At 40.6% G+C, this 25047-nt stretch carries 18 protein-coding genes and 3 tRNA genes; 11 read left to right on the forward strand and 10 right to left on the reverse strand.

What is annotated here, in order from left to right; translation table 11 throughout:
* Positions 1-8 precede the first annotated feature (8 nt).
* From QZT69_RS16995 to QZT69_RS17020, 6 genes are all read left to right on the forward strand, one after another.
* Positions 9-95: transfer RNA gene (locus tag QZT69_RS16995), tRNA-Ser, on the forward strand.
* A 116-nt stretch (positions 96-211) separates the two neighbouring features.
* Positions 212-286, forward strand: a tRNA-Pro gene (locus QZT69_RS17000).
* Between the two features lie 102 nt (positions 287-388).
* Positions 389-462 (forward strand) — tRNA-Arg (locus QZT69_RS17005).
* Positions 463-860: 398 nt separating this feature from the next.
* Positions 861-1547, forward strand: a complete 687-nt coding sequence (locus QZT69_RS17010) for a hypothetical protein (RefSeq protein WP_294678289.1) — start codon at positions 861-863, stop codon at positions 1545-1547.
* A 430-nt stretch (positions 1548-1977) separates the two neighbouring features.
* A complete protein-coding gene (locus QZT69_RS17015) occupies positions 1978-3063 on the forward strand; it encodes an SIR2 family protein (RefSeq protein ID WP_294678296.1) in 1086 nt (361 codons plus the stop codon).
* Positions 3064-3667: 604 nt separating this feature from the next.
* A complete protein-coding gene (locus QZT69_RS17020) occupies positions 3668-5029 on the forward strand; it encodes a hypothetical protein (RefSeq protein ID WP_294678301.1) in 1362 nt (453 codons plus the stop codon).
* A 231-nt stretch (positions 5030-5260) separates the two neighbouring features.
* Here the strand turns inward: QZT69_RS17020 and QZT69_RS17025 are convergent, their stop codons facing one another.
* Positions 5261-5431, reverse strand: a complete 171-nt coding sequence (locus QZT69_RS17025; RefSeq protein ID WP_294678309.1) for a DUF1328 domain-containing protein — start codon at positions 5429-5431, stop codon at positions 5261-5263.
* Positions 5432-5739: 308 nt separating this feature from the next.
* Here QZT69_RS17025 and QZT69_RS17030 point away from each other — a divergent pair, with 308 nt between their 5' ends.
* The 4 genes from QZT69_RS17030 to QZT69_RS17045 all read left to right on the forward strand — a co-directional run bounded on the left by QZT69_RS17030 (position 5740) and on the right by QZT69_RS17045 (position 13181).
* On the forward strand, positions 5740-6738 hold the full coding sequence (locus QZT69_RS17030; RefSeq protein WP_294678317.1) for a hypothetical protein: 999 nt from the start codon (positions 5740-5742) through the stop codon (positions 6736-6738).
* 15 nt (positions 6739-6753) lie between these two features.
* Positions 6754-9381, forward strand: coding sequence for a hypothetical protein (locus QZT69_RS17035; RefSeq protein ID WP_294678324.1), 2628 nt, complete (start codon positions 6754-6756; stop codon positions 9379-9381).
* Between the two features lie 109 nt (positions 9382-9490).
* The gene (locus QZT69_RS17040; protein ID WP_294678329.1) at positions 9491-11509 is read left to right on the forward strand and encodes a hypothetical protein; all 2019 of its coding nucleotides are present in this window, start codon (positions 9491-9493) and stop codon (positions 11507-11509) included.
* 280 nt (positions 11510-11789) lie between these two features.
* A complete protein-coding gene (locus QZT69_RS17045; RefSeq protein WP_294678348.1) occupies positions 11790-13181 on the forward strand; it encodes a carcinine hydrolase/isopenicillin-N N-acyltransferase family protein in 1392 nt (463 codons plus the stop codon).
* A 263-nt stretch (positions 13182-13444) separates the two neighbouring features.
* Here QZT69_RS17045 and QZT69_RS17050 read toward each other — a convergent pair whose 3' ends face one another.
* The 9 genes from QZT69_RS17050 to QZT69_RS17090 are packed head-to-tail and all read right to left on the reverse strand — an operon-like array spanning position 13445 to position 24266.
* Positions 13445-15682, reverse strand: coding sequence for a terpene cyclase/mutase family protein (locus QZT69_RS17050; RefSeq protein WP_294678356.1), 2238 nt, complete (start codon positions 15680-15682; stop codon positions 13445-13447).
* A 6-nt stretch (positions 15683-15688) separates the two neighbouring features.
* A complete protein-coding gene (locus tag QZT69_RS17055; RefSeq protein WP_294678364.1) occupies positions 15689-16675 on the reverse strand; it encodes a polyprenyl synthetase family protein in 987 nt (328 codons plus the stop codon).
* 3 nt (positions 16676-16678) lie between these two features.
* Positions 16679-17617 carry a mevalonate kinase gene (locus QZT69_RS17060; RefSeq protein ID WP_294678372.1) on the reverse strand — a complete coding sequence of 313 codons (939 nt, stop codon included), beginning with the start codon at positions 17615-17617 and terminating at the stop codon, positions 16679-16681.
* A 3-nt stretch (positions 17618-17620) separates the two neighbouring features.
* Positions 17621-18676, reverse strand: coding sequence for a diphosphomevalonate decarboxylase (locus QZT69_RS17065; protein ID WP_294678380.1), 1056 nt, complete (start codon positions 18674-18676; stop codon positions 17621-17623).
* On the reverse strand, positions 18677-19576 hold the full coding sequence (locus tag QZT69_RS17070) for a GYDIA family GHMP kinase (protein ID WP_294678389.1): 900 nt from the start codon (positions 19574-19576) through the stop codon (positions 18677-18679).
* Entirely contained in the window at positions 19577-20887 is a 1311-nt protein-coding gene (locus QZT69_RS17075; RefSeq protein WP_294678396.1) for a hydroxymethylglutaryl-CoA reductase, degradative, read from the reverse strand.
* Positions 20888-21907: an isopentenyl-diphosphate delta-isomerase gene (locus QZT69_RS17080; RefSeq protein WP_294678403.1), complete on the reverse strand. Its 1020-nt coding sequence runs from the start codon at positions 21905-21907 to the stop codon at positions 20888-20890.
* Positions 21907-23223 (reverse strand): FAD-dependent monooxygenase, encoded by a 1317-nt coding sequence (locus QZT69_RS17085; protein WP_294678411.1) that lies wholly within the window; start codon positions 23221-23223, stop codon positions 21907-21909. Before QZT69_RS17085 ends, QZT69_RS17080 begins: the two co-directional genes overlap by 1 nt.
* Positions 23220-24266: a squalene synthase gene (locus tag QZT69_RS17090; protein ID WP_294678416.1), complete on the reverse strand. Its 1047-nt coding sequence runs from the start codon at positions 24264-24266 to the stop codon at positions 23220-23222. Before QZT69_RS17090 ends, QZT69_RS17085 begins: the two co-directional genes overlap by 4 nt.
* A 311-nt stretch (positions 24267-24577) precedes the next feature.
* Here QZT69_RS17090 and QZT69_RS17095 point away from each other — a divergent pair, with 311 nt between their 5' ends.
* Positions 24578-25030, forward strand: coding sequence for an NUDIX domain-containing protein (locus QZT69_RS17095; protein ID WP_294678423.1), 453 nt, complete (start codon positions 24578-24580; stop codon positions 25028-25030).
* Positions 25031-25047 lie beyond the last annotated feature (17 nt).

Here is a 25047-nt window from a genome sequence, read left to right on the forward strand (position 1 = left end):
AGAATATTGGAGGGATGGGTGAGAGGCTGAAACCACCAGTTTGCTAAACTGACGTACGGGTAACTGTACCGCGGGTTCGAATCCCGCTCTCTCCGCAAAATTTTTCTCAAAGGGCTTGCAGAAGTGAAATAAGTAACTATCTTTGCACCCTCAAAACAGAGAAAACACAGCTTCAAAAACGATTGAAGTAACTTGAAATAAAAGCCTAGTTCGGGGCGTAGCGTAGTCCGGTCATCGCGCCTGGTTTGGGACCAGGAGGTCGCAGGTTCGAATCCTGCCGCCCCGACACAAGAAAAGGGGATGAGCAATCATCCCCTTTTTTGTTTTAGAAATTTAGGTATTGCACTGCGCTAACGCTTGTGCGTTAGTTCAAAGCAGCGCTTTCAACGGTCCCATAGCTCAGCTGGATAGAGCAACTGCCTTCTAAGCAGTAGGTCTTTGGTTCGAATCCAAATGGGATCACAAAAAGAAAAAGCATCGCGAAAGTGATGCTTTTTCTTTTCAGGGACGAGTGTGAGAATTGAGTGTGGGATTCGTGTTCGAAGCTGAGATCAACTTCCTCCTTTGAAGGAGGACCGAGGAGGATGGCGATACGAAAATCTCCCGAAAACCATCGGTTTAATTCATTTTTCCAAATCTTCAACGCGGTTCGAATCCTATTGGCTTTCAGGTAAACTTTCCCGGAATTTTTAAACAGTGAGTTGGTTTTCAGAATTATTGATTAGTATTGAAGCAATAACGTAACGAAGGCTATTCGCAAAAACATCTGAAATTCAGTATAAAATCCGATTTTAATTAGTTGTAAGTAGTTGGAGTTGCGCATATAAGTAAGTTAGGTGCAATTTGAAAAATACAACCGCATGGAAATAAATGAAACTTTAGTTGAAAAAATAATAGAATTCCTTAAAGAAATTGAGATTGAGTATCAGAAAGTCCAAGGGCTTATTTTAACTGAAGATGACCTTAAGTGTCTCTTATTTTCAAAACTATATGGACATCTTCATACTGCAAATACAATTGATACTGGAGTATCAGCTTCAGCAATTCATTCTGAAGTAAAATTCTATGATGAAGAAGGTTTATTAACCCTTATACCTGACTTATGCATTGTTGAGCCAAGACATATTAGTATTTTTCATTCAGTTGAATTTAAAATAAAAAGAAGTCACTTAACCTATGAATACAAAAAACTGCCACGCAAAAGTGTTGAAATTGGGGGTAACACCATTATCATAGAACTTAAATTTTGCAGAGACAAGAATGGAATTAACGAAGCTGACATTGATACTTACAATAATGATATATTGAAAATAAAAAAGTTACAAGAAATAGTACAAAGAAGAAGCTCTGGAAACGACAAAATGTTTGGCATATTTGCGGTATTCAACAAAACCAATGGAGGAGTCGAATTAGTTAAGCCTATTATGGAAGCAGAAAATCCTAGAATAATAACTTTTTACGGGACAGGACTTGTTGATTTCAGCCAAGAACACCGATTTCCAAATAATGAAGATGGTTATTTGACTCAACGACATGCTTGGTGCTAAAATAAACTGCACCTAACACGGGTTTTGCGTCAGGGGGGCTGACGTGCAAACTTGGAGCTTTGTGCTTCTATTAAACTTTAATAATAAATTGAAATTTTGTGCTCCGAAACCCGCCTGAACGCAAAGCCCGAAAACGTCATAATTATGCTATCACTTAATCTTGATTAAGAAGGGTGTTCGACTTTTTTTGTGATAGGTTTCAGACTTGATTTTGTTTGTAAGAACTCTTTGCAATAATTGTTTTTCAGAATAATTGTGTATCATTGAAGTTAAAACGTAACAGGAGCCCTTCACACAATGAAATCAATTAATTTCAATTTAAAATCCGCTTTTTAAGCTGTTGCAAGTAGTTTGAGTTGCATATCTATATTAAGTGTTTGAAACTTCGCAAATAATGTATCGAATGACTAAAGATGACACCAACTAATTTATGAGTAATGGGTTTTTATTAGGAGCAGGTGCTTCATATGAATTAGGGATGCCTCTTGTTGATGAATTGTCTGAGATGTTCAAGAAACAATTGATCAATGCAATAAGTCTACCTGGTTATAATTCGCCAGGCCCAATACGTAAATTGGCGCTAAGCTTGCTCGAAGATCCAGATTTAAATTATGAAGATATCATCGGTCGACTTGAAATAGAATTCTTCCGAAATAGAGATAATAACTTACACAATGAATGGCACTGGATAATAAAAAAATATAATGATGCCATTTTTTGGATACTCTATGATATACATTCTAGAAAACTAGAATTTATCGATGCTCAATTAGAACTATTTAAATCGATTGAAAAGTTTTGTACCACCTCTCCACTTTGGGTGTTTAGTCTCAATCATGACTTATTGTTTGAAATGATCTGTACAGCTACCCAAATCCCAATGAAATTCGGAATGAACGGCAAGAAAGAAATCTATGGAGTAAATTTCGAAACCCTTTCTAAAGAAGAAATGAACTCTAATAGGTTTAGTTTCTTTACAAAAGAAAAAAGAACCGTTAATCTTGTAAAAATGCATGGTGCTCTTGATCTATTCACTGAAGGTAATAATAGAGATTATTTAAAGATTGTAAACAGCAACTCTCCTTCAGCAACATTCAAGGATTTAAAGCATATTGTTGAAACTGATATGGCAACTAAAAATAATAAGATATCATTTTCACCTCTTATAACATATTTTGATAATGATGGAGTAGATCAGTTTCTAATGAAAACAATTTTATCTGGAAAACATAAATTTACCGACAAAATACAACATGATTCAGGGAATTGGTTTTTTAGAATATTTGAAGGGTATATAAATCATGTCAAATCACTTTACGTTATTGGATATAGTTTTGGAGATGAGCACATCAACATTCGTCTGTGTGATTGGATAAGTTTTTCAGCCTCAAGGAAATTAATAATTGTCAATCCTGGAATAGGAGAAATACCTTTGCAATTCAGACACTTAAAAGATCAATGTTCCATAATGAAAATCGGTTTCCGAGATTTTTTACATCAAAACTCTTCAAGATAATAAGTTATAATTTGGTATTCCGTCTCAGTTTGCGTTTGAAAGAGTGAGTAGAAATGAGTTTTTCCCCAAGTTCCTGATACTGTGGTAAAACGTTAATCTGATTCCAAGGTGTTCGACTCTGGTTGCGATAGGTTCACAAAAGAAAAAAGCATCGCGGGAGTGATGCTTTTTTCTTTTACATCATTCTCTTTCTGTTTCTCATTCTGCCCGATTTTCCCAGATGCTTTTTTCTTCAGAGCGAGAGCGGAGAGTGAGAATGAGGAAGGGAATCCGTGTTCGAAGCGACGATTTCATTTCCCCCTTCGGAGGTCAGACGACTCTGACGAGTGTCAGACTCCGTCAGAGGGGACTAAGGGGGAGGATAAGCCCAAATCTCCCGCAAACCATTGATTTTATTGAGTTTTTCTATCGAATCAAAGTCATTCGAATCCAGTTGGCTTTCAGGCTTGATTTCTTTCCCGATTTTCTCAATATCTTACTCTTTTTCAGAATTATTGTGTAGTATTGAAGCAAGTAATGAGGACTATTCACAATTCAATTCCTGATATTTTATATAGAATTTTGATGTTAGAATAATGAGAAGTGTCCTAATGTAAACATGAACATGAGTGAGCTTATAACAATAACGCCAGATCGATTTAAGTACCTGCTGGAGACAAAACAGAACATTTCGAATTTCAATATTACGGAAGAAGTAATAATCAATAACGAGACTGTATTTGGTAGCAGAAGTGTGACTTTTACTAAATGCAAATTTGATTTTGAATTTCAGTTAAATGGGAACTTCCTTCATCAAAAGATTTATTTTATAAACTGTACTTTTGAGCAGAGATTTCTAGCCACCAATCTAAATCTAAAGAATTTACAATTCTTAAATTGTAAATTCAATCAGTATTTTACATCCAGAAATATGGATGCTAAGTTATTGACATTCGAATTATGTGTCTTTAACTTACAAAAGGAGTTATTAATTGATCAATTTAAAGCGGAACAATTCAACTTCGTAAAAAATGAATTCAATCGTGATATTCAATTAATCCCTCGGTCTGTCGGCTTAATTTCTCTAGCAGGAGGTGAATCGAATAGTACTCTGACTCTATCAAACAGAGGAAATAAAAACACAATTGACAAATTATTTATTGAATTCAATTCTAATCACAAAACGGACTTTCTATTAAGGAATTTGAGTGTAAACTATTTTCAAGTGCATGGAGAATTAAAAGATGCCACATTTTCCATGAATGACATAAAATTAAAAACTGGAATTTTTAAATACTTTTCGAACCAAGGGAATATTTTATTGAACAGTATATATCCCCAATCTAAAACATCCATCATTGTTTTAAAGGGAGTGAATTTAGGTAGAGCCATCATTAGCTCAACGAATTTTTCTCTATTTGACAAGATTCAAATATCGAATAGCAATTTGGTAGACATTGTGCCAGTAAATGTTGAATGGTGTGATTCAAAAGTTATGAAATCCGCCAACTCTTTAAGTGATAGAAAAGAAACTTATCGTCAATTGAAAATTGTTGCAGAGAAAAATTCAGATGTTTCAATGAAACTCTTATTTCATAAATATGAAATGAGAGCATATCTAAAGATTCTCAAGGTACAAAAAGGAAAAACATCTGATAAATTCATTCTTCGATTAAATCAGATATCTAATAATCATGGATTAAATTGGTTTAGAGCATTCTGTTGGTTGTTGGGACTGTCAATATTATGGTATACTTTTGTTAAATATAATTTAAAACAAACTGAATTCGCTCCAGAATTAATAGGAAGTGAAATCGGTCGTTTTATAAGCTTTATCAATCCTATCCATCAATTTGATAAAGTATTTTATGTGGATCAAGATTTGCTTGTAAATAATGCCTTGCTTTTTGATGGTATTTCAAGAATCACCAGTGCATACTTAATTTATCAGTTTATTAGTGCGTTTAGAAAGTACTCTAAAAAGTAGAGTGTTTTTCAAGGTTTTGACGATTTTATCACGTAACACGTAAATAAAAAAAGAATTAGAAGTAATTTCGAGGATAGGTTTCAGTCCACTTTATAGTTATACCATAATCGGTTTGTAATCTTCCCTTTAGCTACATTCAAAATAACCGATACAGGTTTTAGACTAAAATAAAAAATAATTATATCCCAGCAAACACGTGTTTGCTGGGATATTTGTTTTTATAGGTTCTTCTTATTTCCTGTTGATCGTGGTAAACCCGATGATTCCAGTGATTACTACGAGAGCAATGAAAATAAAGAATATAACCTTTGCTATGGAAGCCGCTGCTTCTGCGACCCCTCCAAATCCGAATATCGCAGCTATAAGTGCGATAACAAGAAATACTGCTGTCCATTTTAACATGACTATCTGATTTTAGTGAATAATTTTGATCTATATCTTCTAAACAAGAAACAACATTCATAAGCATTAACCTAATATTTTAGTGTTGTTTAACAGGCTTGAAATCCCCGACAATTCAATGAAGCTCTGGCTCGGGTAATTTTTAAACATGCCTGTTATTACAGAAGTCTGTAACGGAAGTCACATGAGAAGCTCCAGCTCCCGACCGGGCTTTTCTTCCAAGATTTGCTGCCATAAGTATTGCAGGATTCAACGAATTGAGTATTATTGTGATACTGAAACGATTACTATTCACATAAAGAATCACTATGACAACTGTTACCCGGCGTAAGACCAAAATTGGGATTCCAGCTGCTTTCGAAAATACAGCAGAACATTCCGGTGCAAATGCCGCATATACTCCTGCGGAGCTCGCCCGGTTGGCTGTGGCACAGAACGAGCCAAACCTGCGAATGCAGTTCCCGAATATCGTCTCTGTTAGTGATTCTGTTGATGATCTTTCGAAACCGGATTCGCATGTAGTTGTTTTGTACTTGAAAGATGAAAATACCGCGGGCATTCCTGCTAAGCTTAAGGCAAAGATGCCGGATGGGAGTGCACGGAGTATTGCTACGGAAGTAATCAAAGGTGGAGGAACCGCAACGGTTCATTTGTCGCAGCAAGATACGGTTGCAGAAGTTGGCTTTCCATTGGATATAGGTTCGATCTGCTGCATCGTCGAGTCAAAAAGAAATCCTGATTTCCTGGGAATCGTAACAGCTGCACATGTCTACACAAAAGGCGCGTTTCTCACAAACAACAACACTTTCCTTGATGCTTCACTTCAGACGAAAGTCGCATTCAATGGAGTTGTTCAGGGGAAATGGTTTTACAAACAGCTGCTGGACAATCAGGATTTGATGGTTGTGCAAATGGATCCGGGAATAACCGTTGACAACTTTGAGCAACCTATCCTGTTTAATGATCAATACTATTCCGTAAGCGATGCGGATATTGGAAATACGGAGGTAACAATCCAGGCTCGCAATCAGCAGTACAAAGCATATATCCTTGATCATAACGTTCAAAAATATCCCATACGTTATGGAAACGGAACGTTCGAAAAAAATGACCTGATTCTGATTGGAAATGACCCAAACAGGCAAAACGCGAAACCGGTCTCTCAACCCGGAGATTCGGGTGCGGGGGTGTATGTCGAAATCGACGGCCAAAAACAACTGGTCGGTATTTTGCTCGGAAGTGATGTCAATTTCACTTTCGTGCTTCCGGTAAAAGACACCTTGTCTCCAAATTTCAAAATTGTTTAATCCATTCTATAACTTATGAAAAAACTATTCCTGTTCACTAGTTACCTTGTCTTGTCAGGATCATTACTGGCACAGCAGGGAACCTTCACTATTTCAAGAGATAACGCTGGAAATATACTGGTTTCAAATACCGCAGATCTGCAGAAAAAGTATTCGGAGCTTGTATTACTATTTGAAGGGATTCCGGGAACTTCCAAAATTGACTTTGTTACTCCTGATAGAAATGCAAGCCTGTATGGTGTGGGAAAAGAGAAGTCACTCAATACCATCAGTACTAACTCCGGAAACAATCAATTCACTATCAGGATTGTCCAAAACCAGGGGAATTATGTTCTTAATACAGACACTTCCTCTTCAGTTATGACAAACTTTCTCATTGAAGTGGACGGAAAGACATCCACAGCACCTTTTCAATTGCTGCCCATGGTAATAACTCCTCCGGTAACCCCTAATTTGCCCAATCCTTCTACTAAGGTGGCTCTTTCAGCCGAAGGGAAATCCTATAACCCCGGATATCTGTTATACGATGCATTGTACCTGAAAGAAAATCTGGAAAAGGACTCCGTTATTCGGGAAATTCTCAAATTTTATGGAATAGGAAGTTCAACAGACCTTGCATACAATCAATACCTGAAAAATATCATGCCTGATGTTTTTGAAAGTACGCATAGCGGAAACAAAATCGGAGATATGGCATCCTCTGTTTTTAGCAGTGTGGGCAACCTCGATGTCACCAACTTTGCAGACGACCTGGCTAAATTTATCGTTGACCGCACCAAGCAGGAACTCAATATCGCTTTCTTCGATAAATTCAAGGAAGTGCTGAACGATCCGAAGTATGTGGATCTGAAAACTGTTTTCCCGGAAACGTATGCAGTATTGATGGTGATCGACAACCAGATTTACAATTACAACGACTATTTGCAGGCACTGCGAAATGCATTCGACCGCGACCTGTCCGATCTTCCCAACAACCTGCCTTCAATCATTGACAATCATAGCGCCTATTTCGATGCAAACCCGGGGTTGAAAGTCATCCTGCAAAGCAGTTTTTACATTGCACAGCAGGTGCAGTTGAAAGAACATCCGGGACAAATGATTGCTAATTATCCGGTGGATGAGTTTATGGGAGCCCAAACGGGAATCAATCAAAACATTGCCGCTTCTTTCAAGACTTTACAGTTAGTATCCAAGTCCTTCAAAAGTAAAACTGATTCCTTACATTATTGGGCAAATGACAGCCTGATTAAAAAGTTGTTCACCAACGATACTGCTGTAAAAATATACATCGGGCTACTGGTGCAGCAGGCAAAAAAAGAAGATATCGTTTTTAAAGGAAAGACGAGTAAAGAACTTTGGAAAATCATCGACAGTTCCTATACCCTGGCACGTGGTTATGAGGAATACAAGAATTTCTTCCGCACAGTTTCCTCGAAGGTCCGTGATATAGAGAAAGCAATTGACGCACTTAAAGAGATTAACAAAGATTCTTTAAAGGTCGAGAAATATCATGTTATTGCAGGGAAAGCACTTGATCTGATGGACCAATTGATTGCCGTTGAAAAAATGCCTTTCTTCCCGAAGGACCTGGATATCGCAAAAAATGCTGGGATCTATATTTACTCGGCCCGCACCGCGTCTGATATTGTAGTTGATGTCAACCGAAAGCAATATGCTTCTGCCATCATGAAAACGGTTATGCTGTACGATACGATTTTTCACAGGGATGCTGTAGATACTTTTATTGAGAAGGAATACAAAGTAATGCACCGGGAAAAGGCAGCTTCAATGACAAAACTAAAATCGGAACTTGAGGAAGAACATAAAAAGTTATCAGCACAAACAGGTAAAAACAAACCGACCGTTGATCAGGAAAAAAGCCTTGCGAAGATTTCAGCGCGAATAAAGGATGTTTCAAAGCTCCTGAAACAAATTGAAAAGGATTCCATTGATAAGGGCCTTTTGAAAAAATGGGGTGACAGTATCCGGAATGAATTGTCGATGACTCTAAAATCGCTTCTCAAATACGGAACATTCATGTCTGCCATTATTGACGCCAAAACATCCGATGATGTGGAAGCTGCCATTGAATCCGCAGCGTTGCCTGTAGGTTCTGCCCGTATCAAACGGGAATCAACATTCAACATTGCATTGAATGCTTACTGCGGTCCGTATATGGGATACGAACGCGTCTATGATCTCGATCCGAAATGGATGTCTGCGAGTAAAAGTACTATAAACAGTTACGGACTGACTGCACCGGTTGGAATCTCCGTCAGCTACGGTGGAAACTGCAGAAGAGCAAAGAATCATTCTTCTTACAGCCTATTCCTGTCGGTGATCGATATTGGAGCCATTGCTTCTTTCCGTTTCAGCGATACACTAACAGAAGTATTACCGACCATTCAGCTGAAAAATATCCTTTCGCCCGGAATTTTCTTTTCGTACGGTATTCCGAAGTCGCCGATATCGGTAAATGCAGGCTGGCAGATGGGGCCTCTTCTGCGTAAGGTAGATGCACAAATTAACGAAAACACCTACAGCGATCGCTACGGGCGTGTAAGTCTTTCGATTTGCATTGACATACCGATCGTAAATTTTTACACGTTCACAAGTTCCGGGAAGCCAAAATCCAGGCATTAGAAAGCTGCTATAAATGTGCCCGTTCCCGGAATGCAAGCAGTTATTCCGGGAACGCATTTTTGAGATGGTTTAGGAAGAAGCAATCACTATTAATATTAAAACGAAAACAATGTCTAATCAAATTACTATTCAGGGAATCTTATCATTTAACGGATCCAATGAAGTTACTGCAACTGTGAAGCTTTGGGAGGCTAATTCCCCGGTTTCGATAGCCGAGTGTGAGGTGGACAAAGGAGCGAAGGGGGAATTTAGCCTGACAGCAACTCCCGCTTCACCCGATGCGATTCTTTATATTGTTGCAGAACTGAAACCTTTAAATGTAGTGTTGCTGTCGGTCCTGTCTCCGGATTTTCACCGAGAGATTACAACAAAGGGAGTCGTTGTAAATGAGTTTACAACCGTGGCATCTGCTTTTACCTGTGCCCAATTCTTTAGCGGACTTGAATTATCAGGAAATCATCAGGGTATTCGGATTGCTGCTAAAAACACACCCAATTTCGTGAATCCGGTAACGGGAACCTGGGGAGACGTGATAACCGATCCATTCAACATCACACAGAATGAAACGCTTGCCCGCTTTAATACACTGGCTGCTTTGATCACGGCTTATGGTACAGGCGCTGCAGATAAATGGCAGCATGCCCTTTTAGATTTTTCAACGCCCTTGGGTGGAGAGAGACCCGGGAATACAGCTGAGGCAATGATTGGTATTGCCCAATCTCCCTGGATGCACCCGGCAGAATTGTTTCATCTTTTTGATAAAGCTTACCCGCAGCCAAAGGATGGTTTCCCGGCAAAGCCAAACAGCAAAGTGCCTGTTAGTCGTCGAAGCTCGCCTTTTGTACCTTATTTGAGTTTTGCCCCGGAGGATTTTGCGATGATCCTGGTTTTTGGACAGGGTGGAATTTGTGCACCGGGAAAACTTGCTTTGGATAAAGACGGAAACCTGTGGACCGGTTTGAACTGGATGCCCGGAGCGCAAAACGGAGTTTACCAGGGAATTGGCGGAGGACTCGTTAAACTGGATTCGACCGGTAAATTACTTTCTCCACCTGTTACCGGTTATACCGGAATGGGAGTGGATGGTGTAGGCTGGGGAACGGCAATTACCAATACCGGTACCTGTTGGACTACGAGCTTTAACGGAGCTATCGGTGTGTATAAGCTCGAAGACGGTTCCCCGATTGTTGACCGAATCCCGGAAAAACTGGCTGAGAAATTGACCGAGATCGGTGGATTACAGGGTATCGGTGTTGCGCCAAACGGTGATATTTGGGTGGCCGGGACTTCATCCAATGAAATGATTTATTTTCCGAACGGGGAACTTAAAGAAGGTAAAGTTGTGACGATTGAACATGAACATGGAAAACACAAGAATGCGCTGTCTGCCCCTTTTGCAGCTTCCATAGACCACGAGAACCGCGTTTGGATCAGTAATACGAACAGTAAATCGCTGATACGTTATTCTCCGGCCGACGAAAAAGTAGAACGTTTTATTCTTGCCGGAGGCGGACGAGGTGTTGCATTGGATTCAAAAGGCAATTGCTGGGTGGCCTGCAATACAAGCCCGGATTTCCCGCCGACAACTCCAACAGACAATGTTTCGATTATTGAGGGGTTTGCTCTTGGTTATCCGCACCTGGAGCAAACGTTGGGGCGTAATAATAAAACAGGCTCTGTTTTTATGATCCCTTCACATGCCAAGCCCATCGATACGATTGATGAAACCACTCACGAATCTGATCTGACGCCTTACGGAGACGGTGAATTGAATGCTCCCTGGGGCATATCCGTTGATGGAAATGACGATGTTTGGGTTGCCAACTTTATGGGAAGAGGTGTTTCATTTATGGCCGGAGCTTCAGCAAGTAAACGCACGGAATCCTATGATACAGGAGATGTGATCCATACCATTCATTCGGGGAGTATACAGATGCTGACAGATGTTATTGTGGACCAGGCCGGTAATCTTTGGTGTGCTAATAATTGGAACCTTCCTCAAACAGTAATGCAGGCAAAACCAAATCCAGCTTATTCGACCTGGGGCGGTGGGTCCGGTGTTCTGGTTGTCTACGGAATTACTAAACCGGTCCGGGTTCCGCTTGTCGGTCCGGTGAAAGGTCTTTGATCGACAAACAAATATTTGGAAAACTCTTCGATACAATTACGAAAACTAAAAGCATTGCGAAAGTGGTGCTTTTAGTTTCAAAGAAAATGAGAGTGGAGAAAGAGGTCGTTTCATAAAGGCAGATTTTGGAAATCCTGATGACTCTGAATACTTTTTGATTGCAAAGAATTCACGATATACCAAAATTATTACGTAGTATTGAAATGATGCAGCCGAAACAGTTTCAAGCTACAATAAACAAGCCTTTTAAACGTTACAGGACAATAAATCAACCAAATCTATGAAGAAAGCAATCATTATCACCTTCGTTTTATTTGCTCAATTACAGGCATTTTCTTGCACAATCATTAGCGCAAAAGATAAAAAAGGACAGGTTTGGACCGGGAACAATGAAGACAACCTGTTTACCTTTAAGAGCTTGATCAATATTGTTCCTGCCAATGATGGTAATTATGGATATGTATTTTTTACCTATAACAATCCTAAGCAGGGAATGCAGGGAGGTGTGAACGAGGCCGGTCTGTTCTTTGATTTTAACGGAGTAGAGTACACGGAAAGCAAAGCCAATGAGAAAAAGGAATATTATCCCGGGGGACATGTGAAAATGTTTGAGTATATCCTGGAGCACTTCTCAACGGTTCAGGAAGTAATGGATCTCTATAGAAAATACAGAATTCCCGGAATTGAACACAGTCAGCTGCATTTGGCGGATAAGTTTGGGAATTTAGGAATTATCGTTGCGGATAGTATGTGGATCACAAAAGATAATCACCTGGCTTCCACGAATTACAATTTGTGTCATGGAGACCTGGAAGACGATCCGTGTTTCCGCATGCCAATTGCACAGCGATTATTAAAGAATAATGAACCTTCCTTTGAATTATTTACACAGATCTGTGACTCGACTCATCAATTTTATTCCAGTGGTGCCAGTACCATCTATTCGAATATTCATAATTTGTCGACGGGTGAAATCTGGTTCTATTTTGGGTTGGATTTCAAAAACGCTTACAAAACTTCTGTCCGGGAATTGTTGAAGCGGGGGAAAACATCCATTTATCTGTGTGATCTGTTCAAAGACCAGATTTTGGTAAGGGCTCATATGGCTGCAGAGAATAAAGATTTTGAGAAGTCTATTGAATTGATGGAGTCCATTCAGGATCCAGCACAGCGTTTAACTTTGATGCGTTTACTTGTTACCGGGTTAATTGATATGGAAGCAAATATTGATTCTTATCCCGTATTTGAACATTTTTTCCGGCAGATAAAGCCTGAGCCAAAAGATTACTATGTAAACAGTTTTGCCTTGTATTGCAGAGGCCAAAAGGAAAAGGCGAATGAAACCTTAATTGAAGGGTTGAGAAATTATCCGGGAGAAGAAACATTGATCGGTTTTAAAGATCAACTTGAGGGAAAGTTCCCTCCCGGAAAGAATTACAGACTGGAGTTGGCCGATTTTAAGGATGCAACTTATGTACTGATTGATGGATTGTCTTATTATCAATTTGAAAACTTACTGGTGAAAGTGGGGGATAAGTGGGTAGGAGAGTATCCATTGGAGCCGGATGAATACTTTTTTAGATTTAATGTGGACGGAAAAATAGTTACATCTCAGCAGTTTGAAGTTGTTACTTACGATGAAGAACCGCATAACAGGTTGGTTATTCACTGAATTTCATTCAGAACTTTATTTGCAAAGAGGATACCTTAAAGCTGTTCAAAACTTCTCGGCGTAAAAGTTTTTTCAGGATTCTTTATTAGACTTTGATGTGATTTTCCAGAATTTAAATGAAAATGAGAACGAAGTCCTGTTTGAATTGCAAATTGAGTCTCCCTCTTTATGCTTGTGCTGTAGCTTCAGTATAGTTGCTGGAGAGGGACCAAGGGAGAGGATAAGCCGAATCGAGCTTGATTTCTCATTTCTATATCTCTCCCTTACAAATACCTATAATATCTCGCTACCGCCCACAATGGGAACACATTTCGATACGAAGTATAGGTTTCCATACAGTTGCCGTTAAATACCCCTGAAATTCCTTCCTGCGGGAAATCGCCGTTGGATTCCTGGCGGGAAAGGATGAATTCGATTCCTTTTTCAATAGCCCCTTTATCCGGGTGATTTGCTTTCATCAAAGCCAAAAGTGCCCATGCCGTATTGATGATCTGTCCGTCTTCGTGTTCAATGTATTTGTGCTGCACACACGATTCGAAGGATTCTCCCCAGCTTCCGTCTGCGCGCTGTTTGCTCAACAAGAAATTACACGCTTTTTGAATTTCGGGGGAGTCATTTTTATGACCTGCGGCTAACAAGCCTTCGATACCGAACCAGGTACCGTAGGTATAACAAACACCCCAGCAGCCATACCAGGAACCATCCGGATCTTGTTTGGTCTGCAGGAATTTCCCGCCGCGGTCGAGTGCTTTTTTGATGTCTTCCCTGCGGTAATCGTGACGTTTGGCGAATTCCTTCAATCCCTGCATGGTGGCGGAAGAACATTCCGTATAGGTCACTTCGGTCATGATATTCTCAAACAGCATGGAAGGATTCAATACTTCGATCCATTGCGGAGCTCTTTTCTTTTCATAAGAAGCCCAGCCTCCGTCTTTATTCTGCATGAACAATAACCAGTCAACCGCAGGTTTTAAGCGCTCCAGGTCGATCCGATTTTGTTTTTTGATGTATGCTTTGTCGTTGTACAGCAGGGCGGTTTTCATTCCTTCCGAAGTACAATCCGTTACTGCCCAGGCGTGGTCGATGGTTGAAAAAGGCCAGCAGCCGAGCGTTACGTCACGGCAGTATTTTTCATGATCAATCGGATCGCGGTCAATTTGGGTAATATCAATGAAATGATAGATTTTTTCAGCCATTTCCGGGAAATCGGATTCCATGTCGGCTTCCAGCAATGCTTGTCCGGCAAAGGAAGTGTCCCACAATTGAGAACCGTTATAACCTCCCATTTTTGCTCCGTCTTCGGCAATCCACAGGTAATCTTTCCAGCGGTTCAGATGGCCTTTGAACTGTTCGGAATCTAAGCCGTGCTTATGCCACACGCAAATAGAGTTCATGGCCTGGTTTACCGGACCGATGTTGATATAACGCGTGTGCAGATCTTCGTGGTCGATGTAATCTTCCACATATTTCAATGCACTTTTCCTTAGTCTTTTGGAATGGATCTTTTCGTATCCGTTAATGATCTTGCTTAGAGCCGTGTACCATTTGCTGACCGGGTTGAAGATATCGATCTCACAGGCCTGACGGCGTGCTTTTTTCCAGTTAATCGATTCGTAACTGGTAGTATACAATTCTTTTCTTAGTTCTTTGACCAGCTCCGTTTCTGCTCCTTTTACCTTGTTCCCGAAGCAGTAGGACATCGGAAGGTAAAGCATGCGGTTGTGGCACCAGTATTTTGAGGGGTGGAAGGGAAGCCATTTCGGCAGTTTCCACAATTCGGGAAGCAGGGAGTCATTTCCGGCCCATTCGTATACGTTTAACACCGAAAGGTAGAACTTACCCCACATGGGGATTTGTACGGCACCACCGTGGCTTAAAATCCAATCCTGGGCTCGTTTCAGGTTCGGGTTTGAAAGATCTTCGCCCAAAATACGCAGGGTTACATATTGCATCACCGTTCCGAACATGGTTGAATGCCCTTCGATGTGCAGTCCCCAGCCGCCGTCTTCGTTTTGGTGGTTCCACAAATTGCGCTTCATTAAAACCTGCATCGGTTTTTCAAAAGGCGAGCCTGTAACGTAGGACGCAATGGTTAATCCAGGGATCAGGAAAAGCGGACCACCATAGTCTCCCGCCCAGTTTCCGTCCGGTTCCTGCAATGTTTCATAAAAAGAAAAACCATTCAATAAACCGATGCGCGCTCTTTCTTTGAGTGAAAGGGAATCGTCTAAAGGTATGATCTTTGGTTCTCCTACTTGTTTGCTTCGCAGATAGCGAAATACCCGGTCGCCGGAATTCGGATTGACCTGCTTGTCGAAAATAAAAGCACGATCAAACGCCTTTAAGAAAGCGATTCCTTCCGGTTTGTCCCAGTCGGATTCTGATTGTATGATCCCTTTCAGATCATCCGGAAGCTCAAAACTCCAGTATTGTTGTCCGTTTTTTGAATGAAATTTCCAGGTATCCCAAAAATAGGATTGGTCCTTTTGATCGAAATCCATGGTGAATCAGGTTGTTCTGCGAAGCATAATTTCACCCAACTCGATCATTCTTCTTTTATCGTCTTCAGAAAGACCGGATGACATAATAGCTTCTACAGACTTATCATGTAATTCTTCCATCTTGTCCAATGCAATTTTCACCACACCGATTTCTTTAAAAATCTCCTGGAACCCACTGATTTTGGCTTCTTCGTTCTTTTCTTCGAATAATTCAGCGATGCGTGCTTTTTGATCAGCGTTTGCATGCTGCATGGCATTGATCAGTAAGAAAGTTTTTTTGTTCAGCAAGATATCTCCTCCGATACGTTTTCCGAATGAATCATCACCGAAAGTATCCAGGTAGTCATCCATGATCTGGAATGCCAATCCGGTGTATAGTCCGAAATCGTACAGTTTTTGCTGATCTTCAACGGAAGCGTTCCCTAAAATGGCACCGATCTCACAAGCACAACCAAACAAAACGGAAGTTTTCAGTCGGATCATATTCATGTATTCTTCCACAGTTACTACGTCCTGTGTTTCGAATTCCATGTCATATTGCTGACCTTCCATGACTTCCTGGGCCATTTTCAAAAAGCTTTTTAACAGAACTGCTGATTTTTCTTCGTTTCCCCGGATCAATAAGCTCACAGAATGTGGCAGCATGGCGTCACCGGTTACGATTGCTTTATCAACTCCGTATTTCTCATGAACGGTGATCGTTCCACGGCGAAGCGGAGCTTTATCCATGATGTCGTCGTGAACCAGTGTGAAGTTGTGGAACACTTCGATTGAAATTGCAGCGCACATAGCATCTTCCGTACTTACGCCAAACCCCTGAGCAGCCATTAATACCATGATCGGACGCAGGCGTTTCCCTTCCAATGTCATGATATGGTAGGTAGAATCTGCCAGGTTGGAAGGGAAACCTTCCAATGCATCTTTCTCCAAAAATTGAATAATCGCGTTTCTTTGGATTTCCAAATCCTGTTTTATTGCTGTAGTTGTTGTCATACTTTAAAATCTATAGAAAACTTCTAGTTCTTCGTTCTTTAATAATTGTTGTGTTTCTTCCCATTTTTGGGTAAATCCGATCATGTACCCACCGCCGCCTGCACCGCAGATCTTCAGGAAATAATCTTTCGTGTCTAGTCCCCGCTTCACCGTATTTTGATATTTTTCCGGGATGAGGTAGTGCATTTCATCCAGTTGGAATTGGACTAATTTCTTCAGGTTCCGGTAAAAACTTTCCGTATCTCCTTTCAGGAAATCGGTAATACCTGCATTGGTATATTCAATGAATTTAGTTTCCAGTTTTTTCTGGAAATCTTCCTGTTTGCAGGCACTGTTAAATTGTTTGATCAGTTTTTCTGAATTTCGGGCAATACCGGTATTCAATAAGAACAATACATTCTTTCCGTTCTCATCGTAAGCCGGAATATCTACTTTTTCAATTTCTTTGTTGGATTTTAACAGCAAAGGTTTGTTGATAATGATGCTTAGAGGATCGATACCGGAACTTTTCCCGTGGAAATGTCCTTCCAGGCTTCCCAGGTAGCTTTTTAAGCTTTGGATGTGGTCCATGGTCAGGTGTTTCAATTCATCTTTGAAATCGCCTGCTTTGTCCAGGTAGCGTAAAAAGACCGCTGCAACAAGTGCTCCGGAACTTCCAAGTCCAAATCCCTGCGGAATATCGCTTCTGAAAAACAGACCTTTATCCAGCTCCTGTGACAATTTATTCACGTTCAATTTGAACGTATCGTCGGTGTGATTTTCTAAAATATGCTTGAAGAATTCCCGAATACCTTTATTGGATAATACGGCCATAGCACTTTCTTCGTCTCTTGGATAGCACAATTCCCCGGAAAATTTACTGAATGGGATCGTCAATGCCATACCGTTGTGCAAAACACCGTATTCTCCAAACACTAATATTTTTGAATGAACGCTTTCCATTTCTTACGAGTTCAATTTTGTTGGGCCGTTTCCTTCCTGGTCAAAAATAACTTTTTTATAGGTGTCGCGCAGTCCGTCATTGATAAATGCTTCTACCTGAGCTTCATAAGCTTTCGGGTAAAGAACGTGCACATTCGGACCTGCATCCAGTGTAAAGCATACCGGAATGTTGTTTTCTTTTCGGAATTCCATCAATTTTTCAATGGCTGTAATTGTTCCCGGCTTCACCAATAAATAATAATCCATAGAGGTCATCATCATTGCGTGCAATGTCAGTGCTTCTGATTCACACATATGGATGAATGCTTCCATGTCACCGTTTTTTAGAATGTTAACCAGCTCAGCTGTGCGCTCATTGGCCTGCTTGAAGCGGTTTTCTGCGTACGGATGGTTATTCATCAAAGAGTGACCAACAGAACTGGATACTTTTTTCGGCTCATCTTCGATGATCAGAATCGCATCTTTCATATTCCGGAAAGTCGGATGAATGTCTGTGATCTCAATAGCGTACTGGTTCGAAGAATTTTGAATGTTATCATTTTCTCCCCATTGTGCAAATGCCGGGTACATACTTCGGGATGCGCTTCCACTTCCCAAACGCGCCAGGTTACTTGCTTCCCGGTAGAACGCTTCGTCCTTTTCTTTTCCTTCCAGGCTGTAGGCAATGTCTAAAAGTGCCAGGGAAATTGCTCCGAATGCAGATGCAGAAGAGGCAATTCCGGCTGAGTGCGGGAAACTGTTAGAGGAATTGATCGTAATTGCTTTTTCAGCAATAAACGGGAAGAATTCACGATTGTCTTCTAAAAATTTAGCAACACGCTGACCGAATTTTTCATTGACAGCTCCTTCAAAAAAGTAAGATAACTGAACCGCTTCATCCGTGGTTTTGTCTGATAATTCTGCTTCAACTTCTGTAAATGAATTTGACAAAGTCAAACTTAGCGAAGAATTACAAGGGATTTGTATTCCCTTTTTTCCCCAGTATTTAACAATTGCAATATTAGACGGGCAGCGCCACGTTACTTTTACGTTATTCATCAATTCCTTGTCTGTTTCCATTTATTTTATGAATTCCTGATATGTAAATAAGATATCATGTCCTTTATCTTCAAAGTAGTTTTTTGCCGTTTGGAGATCCCTGAATGTTGCCATAAAAAAATCTCCTCCCCATGCACCCAATGATTTGATGCTGTAGGAATAATCTGCAAATAAACGTTCTTTTAATTTAGTAGTACCTATAATTGGTGAAATCAATTCTTCAGATTGGTCCAATTGCTGCTCGAAAACTTCGATATCATGCGCCTGCAACGCAGTAGAGATCAAAGTATTCATGGTGTCTATGTGGTGCTGTTCCACTTTCCGGTCCTTGAAACGTTTGATTTCTTCCCGTGAGTTTTGTTTATTGCCCAGATAGACAAATAACAGCTTATCCGTTATTGATTCGGGGATACTCACTTCTTTTTTCACTTTTCCGTCGGCATAGATGATCGGACCATTTGCAGTTGCACAAGCTACATCGTAACCCGATCCGCCAAAAGATGCATCCAGCAGTTTTCTGGCATCAACTCCCGACCATTGGCTCAACAAGCTGATTAAAGTAGAACTGGAACCAAGTCCCCAGTTCAATTCAAAATTTGCTTCTGATTTAAAATTTTGATTGAAATCAAGCCCTGGTTTCTCTGCGCGAATAACCAGGAATAACTGTTTCAAAATTTCCGCTACTTCCCGGTTGTTGGTATCCAGGATGTTGAAATCCCGGTCCAGGGAAGCTGAAAACCAAAGTCCATGCTTTGCATGACTTTCCCAGTGAATAGAATCAGACTCCGCAACAGAAAGCGTTTGTCCGAATTTTAAAGGAAAAGCAAGGCTGTCTGCTCCGTTCAGAACCAGGTATTCACCAAAAAGCATCAGTTTTCCTGATGCCTTATAGGTCCTTATATTATTTTCCGTAACTGTCAATTATACCAATTGAAGAGATTCAACATATGTACGCACTGCAGATACAGAAACGTTTTTGTCTTTAAAATGAGCTACAATTTTATCGCGGTCTTCTTTTTTAACCTCTAATTGGTTCATGATATTGAACAGGTGCATTTTCATGTGTCCCTGCTGAATACCTGTTGTGGTCAATGATTTAACCGCACCAAAGTTGTTTGCCAATCCGGCAGCAGCAGCAATTCCCATCAACTCTCTTGCATTCGGGAAGTCCAATAATTCATGAGAAAGCTTCACCAACGGATGTAAGTTCGTTAGTCCGCCAACAACTCCCAATGCAATTGGTAAAGTCAGTTCAAAACGGAAGATATCATTCTCAATGGTGCAGTTCGTCAAAGAAGAATAACCGCCGTTCATACTTGCATAAGCATGTCCGCAGGCTTCAACTGCTCTAAAATCGTTTCCTGTTGCCAATACAACCGCATCGATACCGTTGTAAATACCTTTGTTATGCGTGGTTGCGCGGTAAGGATCCACTTGTGCGATTCTTACAGCAGTATGGAATTTTTTAGCAAATTCTTTTCCGGAAACCCCCGGTACAATTCCATCCAGGTTCTTAACATCTGTTTCTACCCAGCACTTAACTACACAATTCGGAGTAAGGTTGGAAAGAATAGACATAATGACTTCCAATCCGTCTTTTTTGAATTCAGGCTGGTTTTGGTGCCAGTTTCTAAAAATTTCAGCAAAACGCTCCAGGCAGGAGTTTACGAAGTTTGCCCCCATGGAATCTTTCGTTTCGAAAGTCACAAACAATTGCATTAATCCCGGTTCTTTATCCGAAAGGTCTTTCAAAACGATATCCTTGATACCTCCACCGCGGTTACGCATGTTTACAGTAATATCTTCAGAACCATCCAGTAAAAGCTGTTTTAGCTCATCAAAACGGCTTTTCAGTTTTTGAATATCATCGTGCCATAAGAAATGGACCTGTCCTACTTTTTCGGTATCAACGATCTCCGTATGGAATCCTCCGAAAGCATACCAAAACTTGGCACTGTTAGCAGCTGCGGCCACAACGGAACTTTCTTCAATAACCATTGGAACGGCAACCGTTTTCCCATTGATCAAAAAGTTAGGAGCAATGCTGTAAGGTAAGTGAAAATTCGAGATGGTATTTTCACTAAACTCGTTGATTACTTCTTGTACAGCAGCATCACAGTGATCAAAACTTTTAAACGTTTTAATCGTTTCTCCCGGCGATTTGAAAAAATTCGCAATCGCCTCCAACTTCTCCTGCTTGTTCTTTTTTGAGAACCCTTCGATTAGCTCCATTTATCTTATTTTTAGAAATTTGTGGGCCATTAACAACCCTTTTATTTGTATTTCTGCAAAGGTATCCAGGGCTTCCTGCGATTCGTTTGCATGTTTTAAAAACGGTGCTGCCTGACCATAGACAGCAGGGATGTTTGCTTTGGAGGTCAGGTAATAACCGTCTAAAAAGTTTTTGATCCCACCGCTTATAATTACGTTGTCACATTTACGTTCAGAACCCAGTTCCCGGATTGCTGTATTTAAAAAATCGACCATTTCTGAAGCAGAATGACCCAAAGCAATCACGTCCTCATAATGCGCTTTTAACGGCTCGTTACGCAGCAACTCTAATTTAGAGAAGTTTGTTCCGCCATTTGCAGCAAAGTCGATTGCCAGGATCGGCAATTTCAGCAGCTCTTTCATGCTCTCAGGACCAAATCCCTGGCCAACTTCCTTCACGATGATGTTTGTGTCAATTTCATTTAACAGCTGCTTAATGGTTACAAGAGGAGAGCGTTGAATCAGGTCTCCTTCCGGCTGCAGCCATTCCTGTAAAGGATTGACATGTACGATCAAACCATCCGCATCGAGTTTTGTAACCAGCGCTTTTAATTTGGAAGTCTGGCCTTTATCGATTAACCGCTCAATTTGAGCAATTCCAACATTCGCGTACAGTGGAGAAGCATCACCCAGGATCGGACGCAGGTTGAAATCATCGAAATAAGTGTCGTCTTCCAGGATCACCCGGCAAGAACCCAAGCCCATACCAAAACCGTATTTACCGGCAGTTTTTGCCAGCATTTTATTGATTGGTCCCGCAGCTGAAGTACCTCCGGTCATACTGGAAATCCATACAGGGTAGCGCATGGTTTTATTTCCCAGCCGAACAGGTAAGTCGGATTGTTCCGCATGTCCTGCCAACATCGGTTCGTAATAAAAACGGCCATCAGATAGGGCACTTTGCGATGCAAAAGCCAAATCCAAATGGTTCTTTTTTCTTAAGTCTGCCGCTTCAAGCGATTCGTGTTCAATTTTTTCCATCAGATCATTGCCGAAACCCCTTCATCCTTTAAAATCGGACGAATAATTCTTGAGGCATTTTTATATAAGCGAATTTGTTTCGCCGGTTTAGTAATAAAATGTATCGGGTGCTGCATAGCCACTTTAAAAAAGTGTTTCAACAGGAATTGCTTGTTCCTGTTTATCCCCGAAAGAATGGAAAGCGGGCCGGTAGCCTGTTCTCCTCCCTTTTGTAAATATTCAAAGCATGCTTCTTTCAATTCATCATCGGTGAACACTCTATACAAAGCGTTTGCCAAAATATTGATTGTTTCCACATTTTTTCCTCTGCTGTTATAATAGGCATTAACGGCATTTTCCAATTTGGTTTCATCCGGGAAGTCAATTCCCGCTAATTGTTCATTCAAACAAAGGATATCCGAAAAGGTTGCGGTCATTCCACCACCCGTCAAAGGATGCCTCATATTTAAAGAATCTCCCAAAAGTACGGCACCTTTCATACGGAATGCCTGATTCTTCATGGAGTGGTTCGGCATGACCTTTAACTGATCTTCTTCCAACGCCTTCAAAAAGGATGCAATCATTTCCTGCGGCAATACTTTTACAACCGATTCTTTCAATCGTTCAATGGATTCTTTACCCATTTTGGGAGCTTTTCCGCCCGGATAATCAATCAGGATGCGATAAGCATTGGTATGAATGGGGTAAACCAGGATCGGGAAATCACCTGTAACGATCATATGCCCGTAGGAAGGAAATTCCAATTCCAGGTCTTTCATTACCAATCCCATGAAATAGGAAGTCACCTGCTTGTTTACCTTGCTCAGTTTATCACGCAGTACGGACATCGGCCCGTCACAAACAATGGTTAGTTTGGCGTATTGGGAAACAGTTGTTCCGTCTTCCTGCGTATAGTTTACACCGATAATGGCATTGTCCTTTTCCAGGATTTGAGTAACATTTCCCTGGACTACCGTAATGTTCTCACGTTTTGCAAGTTCCTGACGGATATTTGTCAGGAATTTCCCGTTTCTCAGACCAATTCCCTTGATTCCTTTCTGGACTTCATCGTAATGGATCGTAAAACGTTCATTTCCTTTGATCAGGTTGTAACCGTTGACTTCCTGTGCATCAATACCTTCCAGTAAATGACCGAGCCCCATTTGGGTCAGGGCCTGAATTCCTCCGGGCTGCATTAATTCACCGATTATCCTGTCGGGTTCCGTAAGGTCGCGTTCTATTACAAGAATGCGTGTGCCGGAAGGTTGTGAAGCGGCAAATACGCCTCCGGCAACTCCGGCACCAATAACTATGATATCAAACTCACCTGTGCTCATCTTTGAATTTCGGCTAATATTGATTTGATTTTACCTGTATGGTCTTTTTTCTCTAAGCTGTTCAGTATAGAGATAAATTCTTTTTTTGTGGACTTAAAATCCTTGATCGAAATGAAGTACTTGGCTGTTCTTCCTTTTCGGATCTTAACGTTTTTATGCAGCACTTCCGGATTGTTATACAATTCTTTTAATGTTGCAATAGCCATCAATTGGGGGATGGCGCAGAAACGGAAAACCTGTTGGTTCTCTAAACATTCCAAAAACTCCAAACAAGCCGGAACATGCCCAAGCGCGTTGATAACAACTTCATTCAATGCAGCAAGTCCGCTCTTTTCATCAGCCTGTAATTCCTTCAGTGTATTTGCTTTATTTTTCCAGGATTCCTCCGGCCAGAAAATGCGGCCTTGTTCCAAATCCTCTGCAAAATCGCGAATGATATTTGTTTTTTGAAGGAACAGTCCCATTTCATTACTGAGGCTTTTGTTGGCAAGCTTTGGACTTGTTTCTAGTTTTGAAGCCAGGAATAATCTGCTCAAACCAATTCCAACCAGCCCGGCTACGTAATAGCAGTAATCATCCCAGTCTTTATAACTTTCAACGGTTTCATGTGCATACTTGTTCATCCCGATTGCCATTTCGTGAGTTATCTCGGTGATAACGGCTTTGTATTCGGGACCAAGTTTTTGGTATTCACGGATTACTTTGTCGAAATGGAGCATTAAATCCTGGTAGTCCTGGGTGTCTCCAACGTTTTTAAGTATAAACTCTTCTTTGTTGATGCGGTCGGCAAAACTCAGCAGCATCTCTTTTTTGACCGTATTGTCGATGTTCATGTCATCTTCAATCGTATCAAGCCCTCTTAAAACGAGGTAAAACAAACAAACGGGATTTTTCAGTTCCTCAGGTAATTGCTGGATCACTACGGCAAAAGAACGGGAAACCTTCTTAAGTGCTTCGTAACAATAATTTAAATCATCTGTGGATTGTGATAAATCTGTCAGGCGGCGATCCGAAGGTCTGAATTGTTTAAATTCTTTCTTCATCTGCATAAGATAAACCAGCTCAGACACATGAAAGGAATAATATGTTACCCTTCTAATCATTATTTTCTCCATTTGTAGGGCACAAAGATACTGACATTTTAGAGATCAGGCCTAATTTTTTGTGTTTAAAAACTAACTTTATAACCCCTATGCACACACACTATTTTTTTATGCAATTGGGTGTGAATAATATTGTTTGAACTTTTGTTCGGTGGTCCGGAGGTTTCGGGTCTCAAATCTGCCGGTATAAAAGGCTGATCATTTCTGATTCAGGGAATTGAGTCCGGTTAAATTTTACCTAAGTTTGTTCTATGAAAAACAAGCTGTCCGGGGAACAATTTAAAATATACATAGCCGCATACCTGGTACTTCTCAAAAAAAAGGAAGTTTTGCTTCTCAGACGCTTCAATACCGGTTATCGGGACGGAATGTATAGTTTGGTTGCCGGTCATTTGGAGCATGGTGAAACTGCAGAACAATGCATTATTCGTGAAGCAAAGGAGGAAGCTGATATCACACTTCTTCCGGAAGATCTTCTGGTTAAGCATGTCATGCACCGCCGCACAAAAGATCGCGAGTATATCGATGTGTATGTGACCGCCGCTAATTGGAATGGTACGATACAGAACATGGAGCCGCATAAATGCGATGATTTAAGTTGGTTTTCAATGGATTCCTTACCTGAGAACACCATTGATGAAGTTGTGTTTGCACTTAAGAATATAGAGCAGGGTATTTTTTACAGCAATTTTGGATGGTCTTAAGAAGAAAAAGTATCTAA

The sequence above is a fragment of the uncultured Fluviicola sp. genome, assembly GCF_902168135.1.
Taxonomy (GTDB): Bacteria; Bacteroidota; Bacteroidia; order Flavobacteriales_D; family Crocinitomicaceae; genus Fluviicola.

What these genes read in the sequence shown, in the direction of transcription:
- QZT69_RS17075 (WP_294678396.1), bottom strand. Translation starts at nt 20,887, where the DNA reads ATGGAGCTAATCGAAGGGTTCTCAAAAAAGAACAAGCAGGAGAAGTTG.
- QZT69_RS17080 (WP_294678403.1), bottom strand. Translation starts at nt 21,907, where the DNA reads ATGGAAAAAATTGAACACGAATCGCTTGAAGCGGCAGACTTAAGAAAA.
- QZT69_RS17040 (WP_294678329.1), top strand. Translation starts at nt 9,491, where the DNA reads ATGTCTAATCAAATTACTATTCAGGGAATCTTATCATTTAACGGATCC.
- QZT69_RS17025 (WP_294678309.1), bottom strand. Translation starts at nt 5,431, where the DNA reads ATGTTAAAATGGACAGCAGTATTTCTTGTTATCGCACTTATAGCTGCG.
- QZT69_RS17010 (WP_294678289.1), top strand. Translation starts at nt 861, where the DNA reads ATGGAAATAAATGAAACTTTAGTTGAAAAAATAATAGAATTCCTTAAA.
- QZT69_RS17030 (WP_294678317.1), top strand. Translation starts at nt 5,740, where the DNA reads ATGACAACTGTTACCCGGCGTAAGACCAAAATTGGGATTCCAGCTGCT.
- QZT69_RS17050 (WP_294678356.1), bottom strand. Translation starts at nt 15,682, where the DNA reads ATGGATTTCGATCAAAAGGACCAATCCTATTTTTGGGATACCTGGAAA.
- QZT69_RS17035 (WP_294678324.1), top strand. Translation starts at nt 6,754, where the DNA reads ATGAAAAAACTATTCCTGTTCACTAGTTACCTTGTCTTGTCAGGATCA.
- QZT69_RS17090 (WP_294678416.1), bottom strand. Translation starts at nt 24,266, where the DNA reads ATGAAGAAAGAATTTAAACAATTCAGACCTTCGGATCGCCGCCTGACA.
- QZT69_RS17020 (WP_294678301.1), top strand. Translation starts at nt 3,668, where the DNA reads ATGAGTGAGCTTATAACAATAACGCCAGATCGATTTAAGTACCTGCTG.
- QZT69_RS17095 (WP_294678423.1), top strand. Translation starts at nt 24,578, where the DNA reads ATGAAAAACAAGCTGTCCGGGGAACAATTTAAAATATACATAGCCGCA.
- QZT69_RS17055 (WP_294678364.1), bottom strand. Translation starts at nt 16,675, where the DNA reads ATGACAACAACTACAGCAATAAAACAGGATTTGGAAATCCAAAGAAAC.
- QZT69_RS17065 (WP_294678380.1), bottom strand. Translation starts at nt 18,676, where the DNA reads ATGGAAACAGACAAGGAATTGATGAATAACGTAAAAGTAACGTGGCGC.
- QZT69_RS17045 (WP_294678348.1), top strand. Translation starts at nt 11,790, where the DNA reads ATGAAGAAAGCAATCATTATCACCTTCGTTTTATTTGCTCAATTACAG.
- QZT69_RS17015 (WP_294678296.1), top strand. Translation starts at nt 1,978, where the DNA reads ATGAGTAATGGGTTTTTATTAGGAGCAGGTGCTTCATATGAATTAGGG.
- QZT69_RS17085 (WP_294678411.1), bottom strand. Translation starts at nt 23,223, where the DNA reads ATGAGCACAGGTGAGTTTGATATCATAGTTATTGGTGCCGGAGTTGCC.
- QZT69_RS17060 (WP_294678372.1), bottom strand. Translation starts at nt 17,617, where the DNA reads ATGGAAAGCGTTCATTCAAAAATATTAGTGTTTGGAGAATACGGTGTT.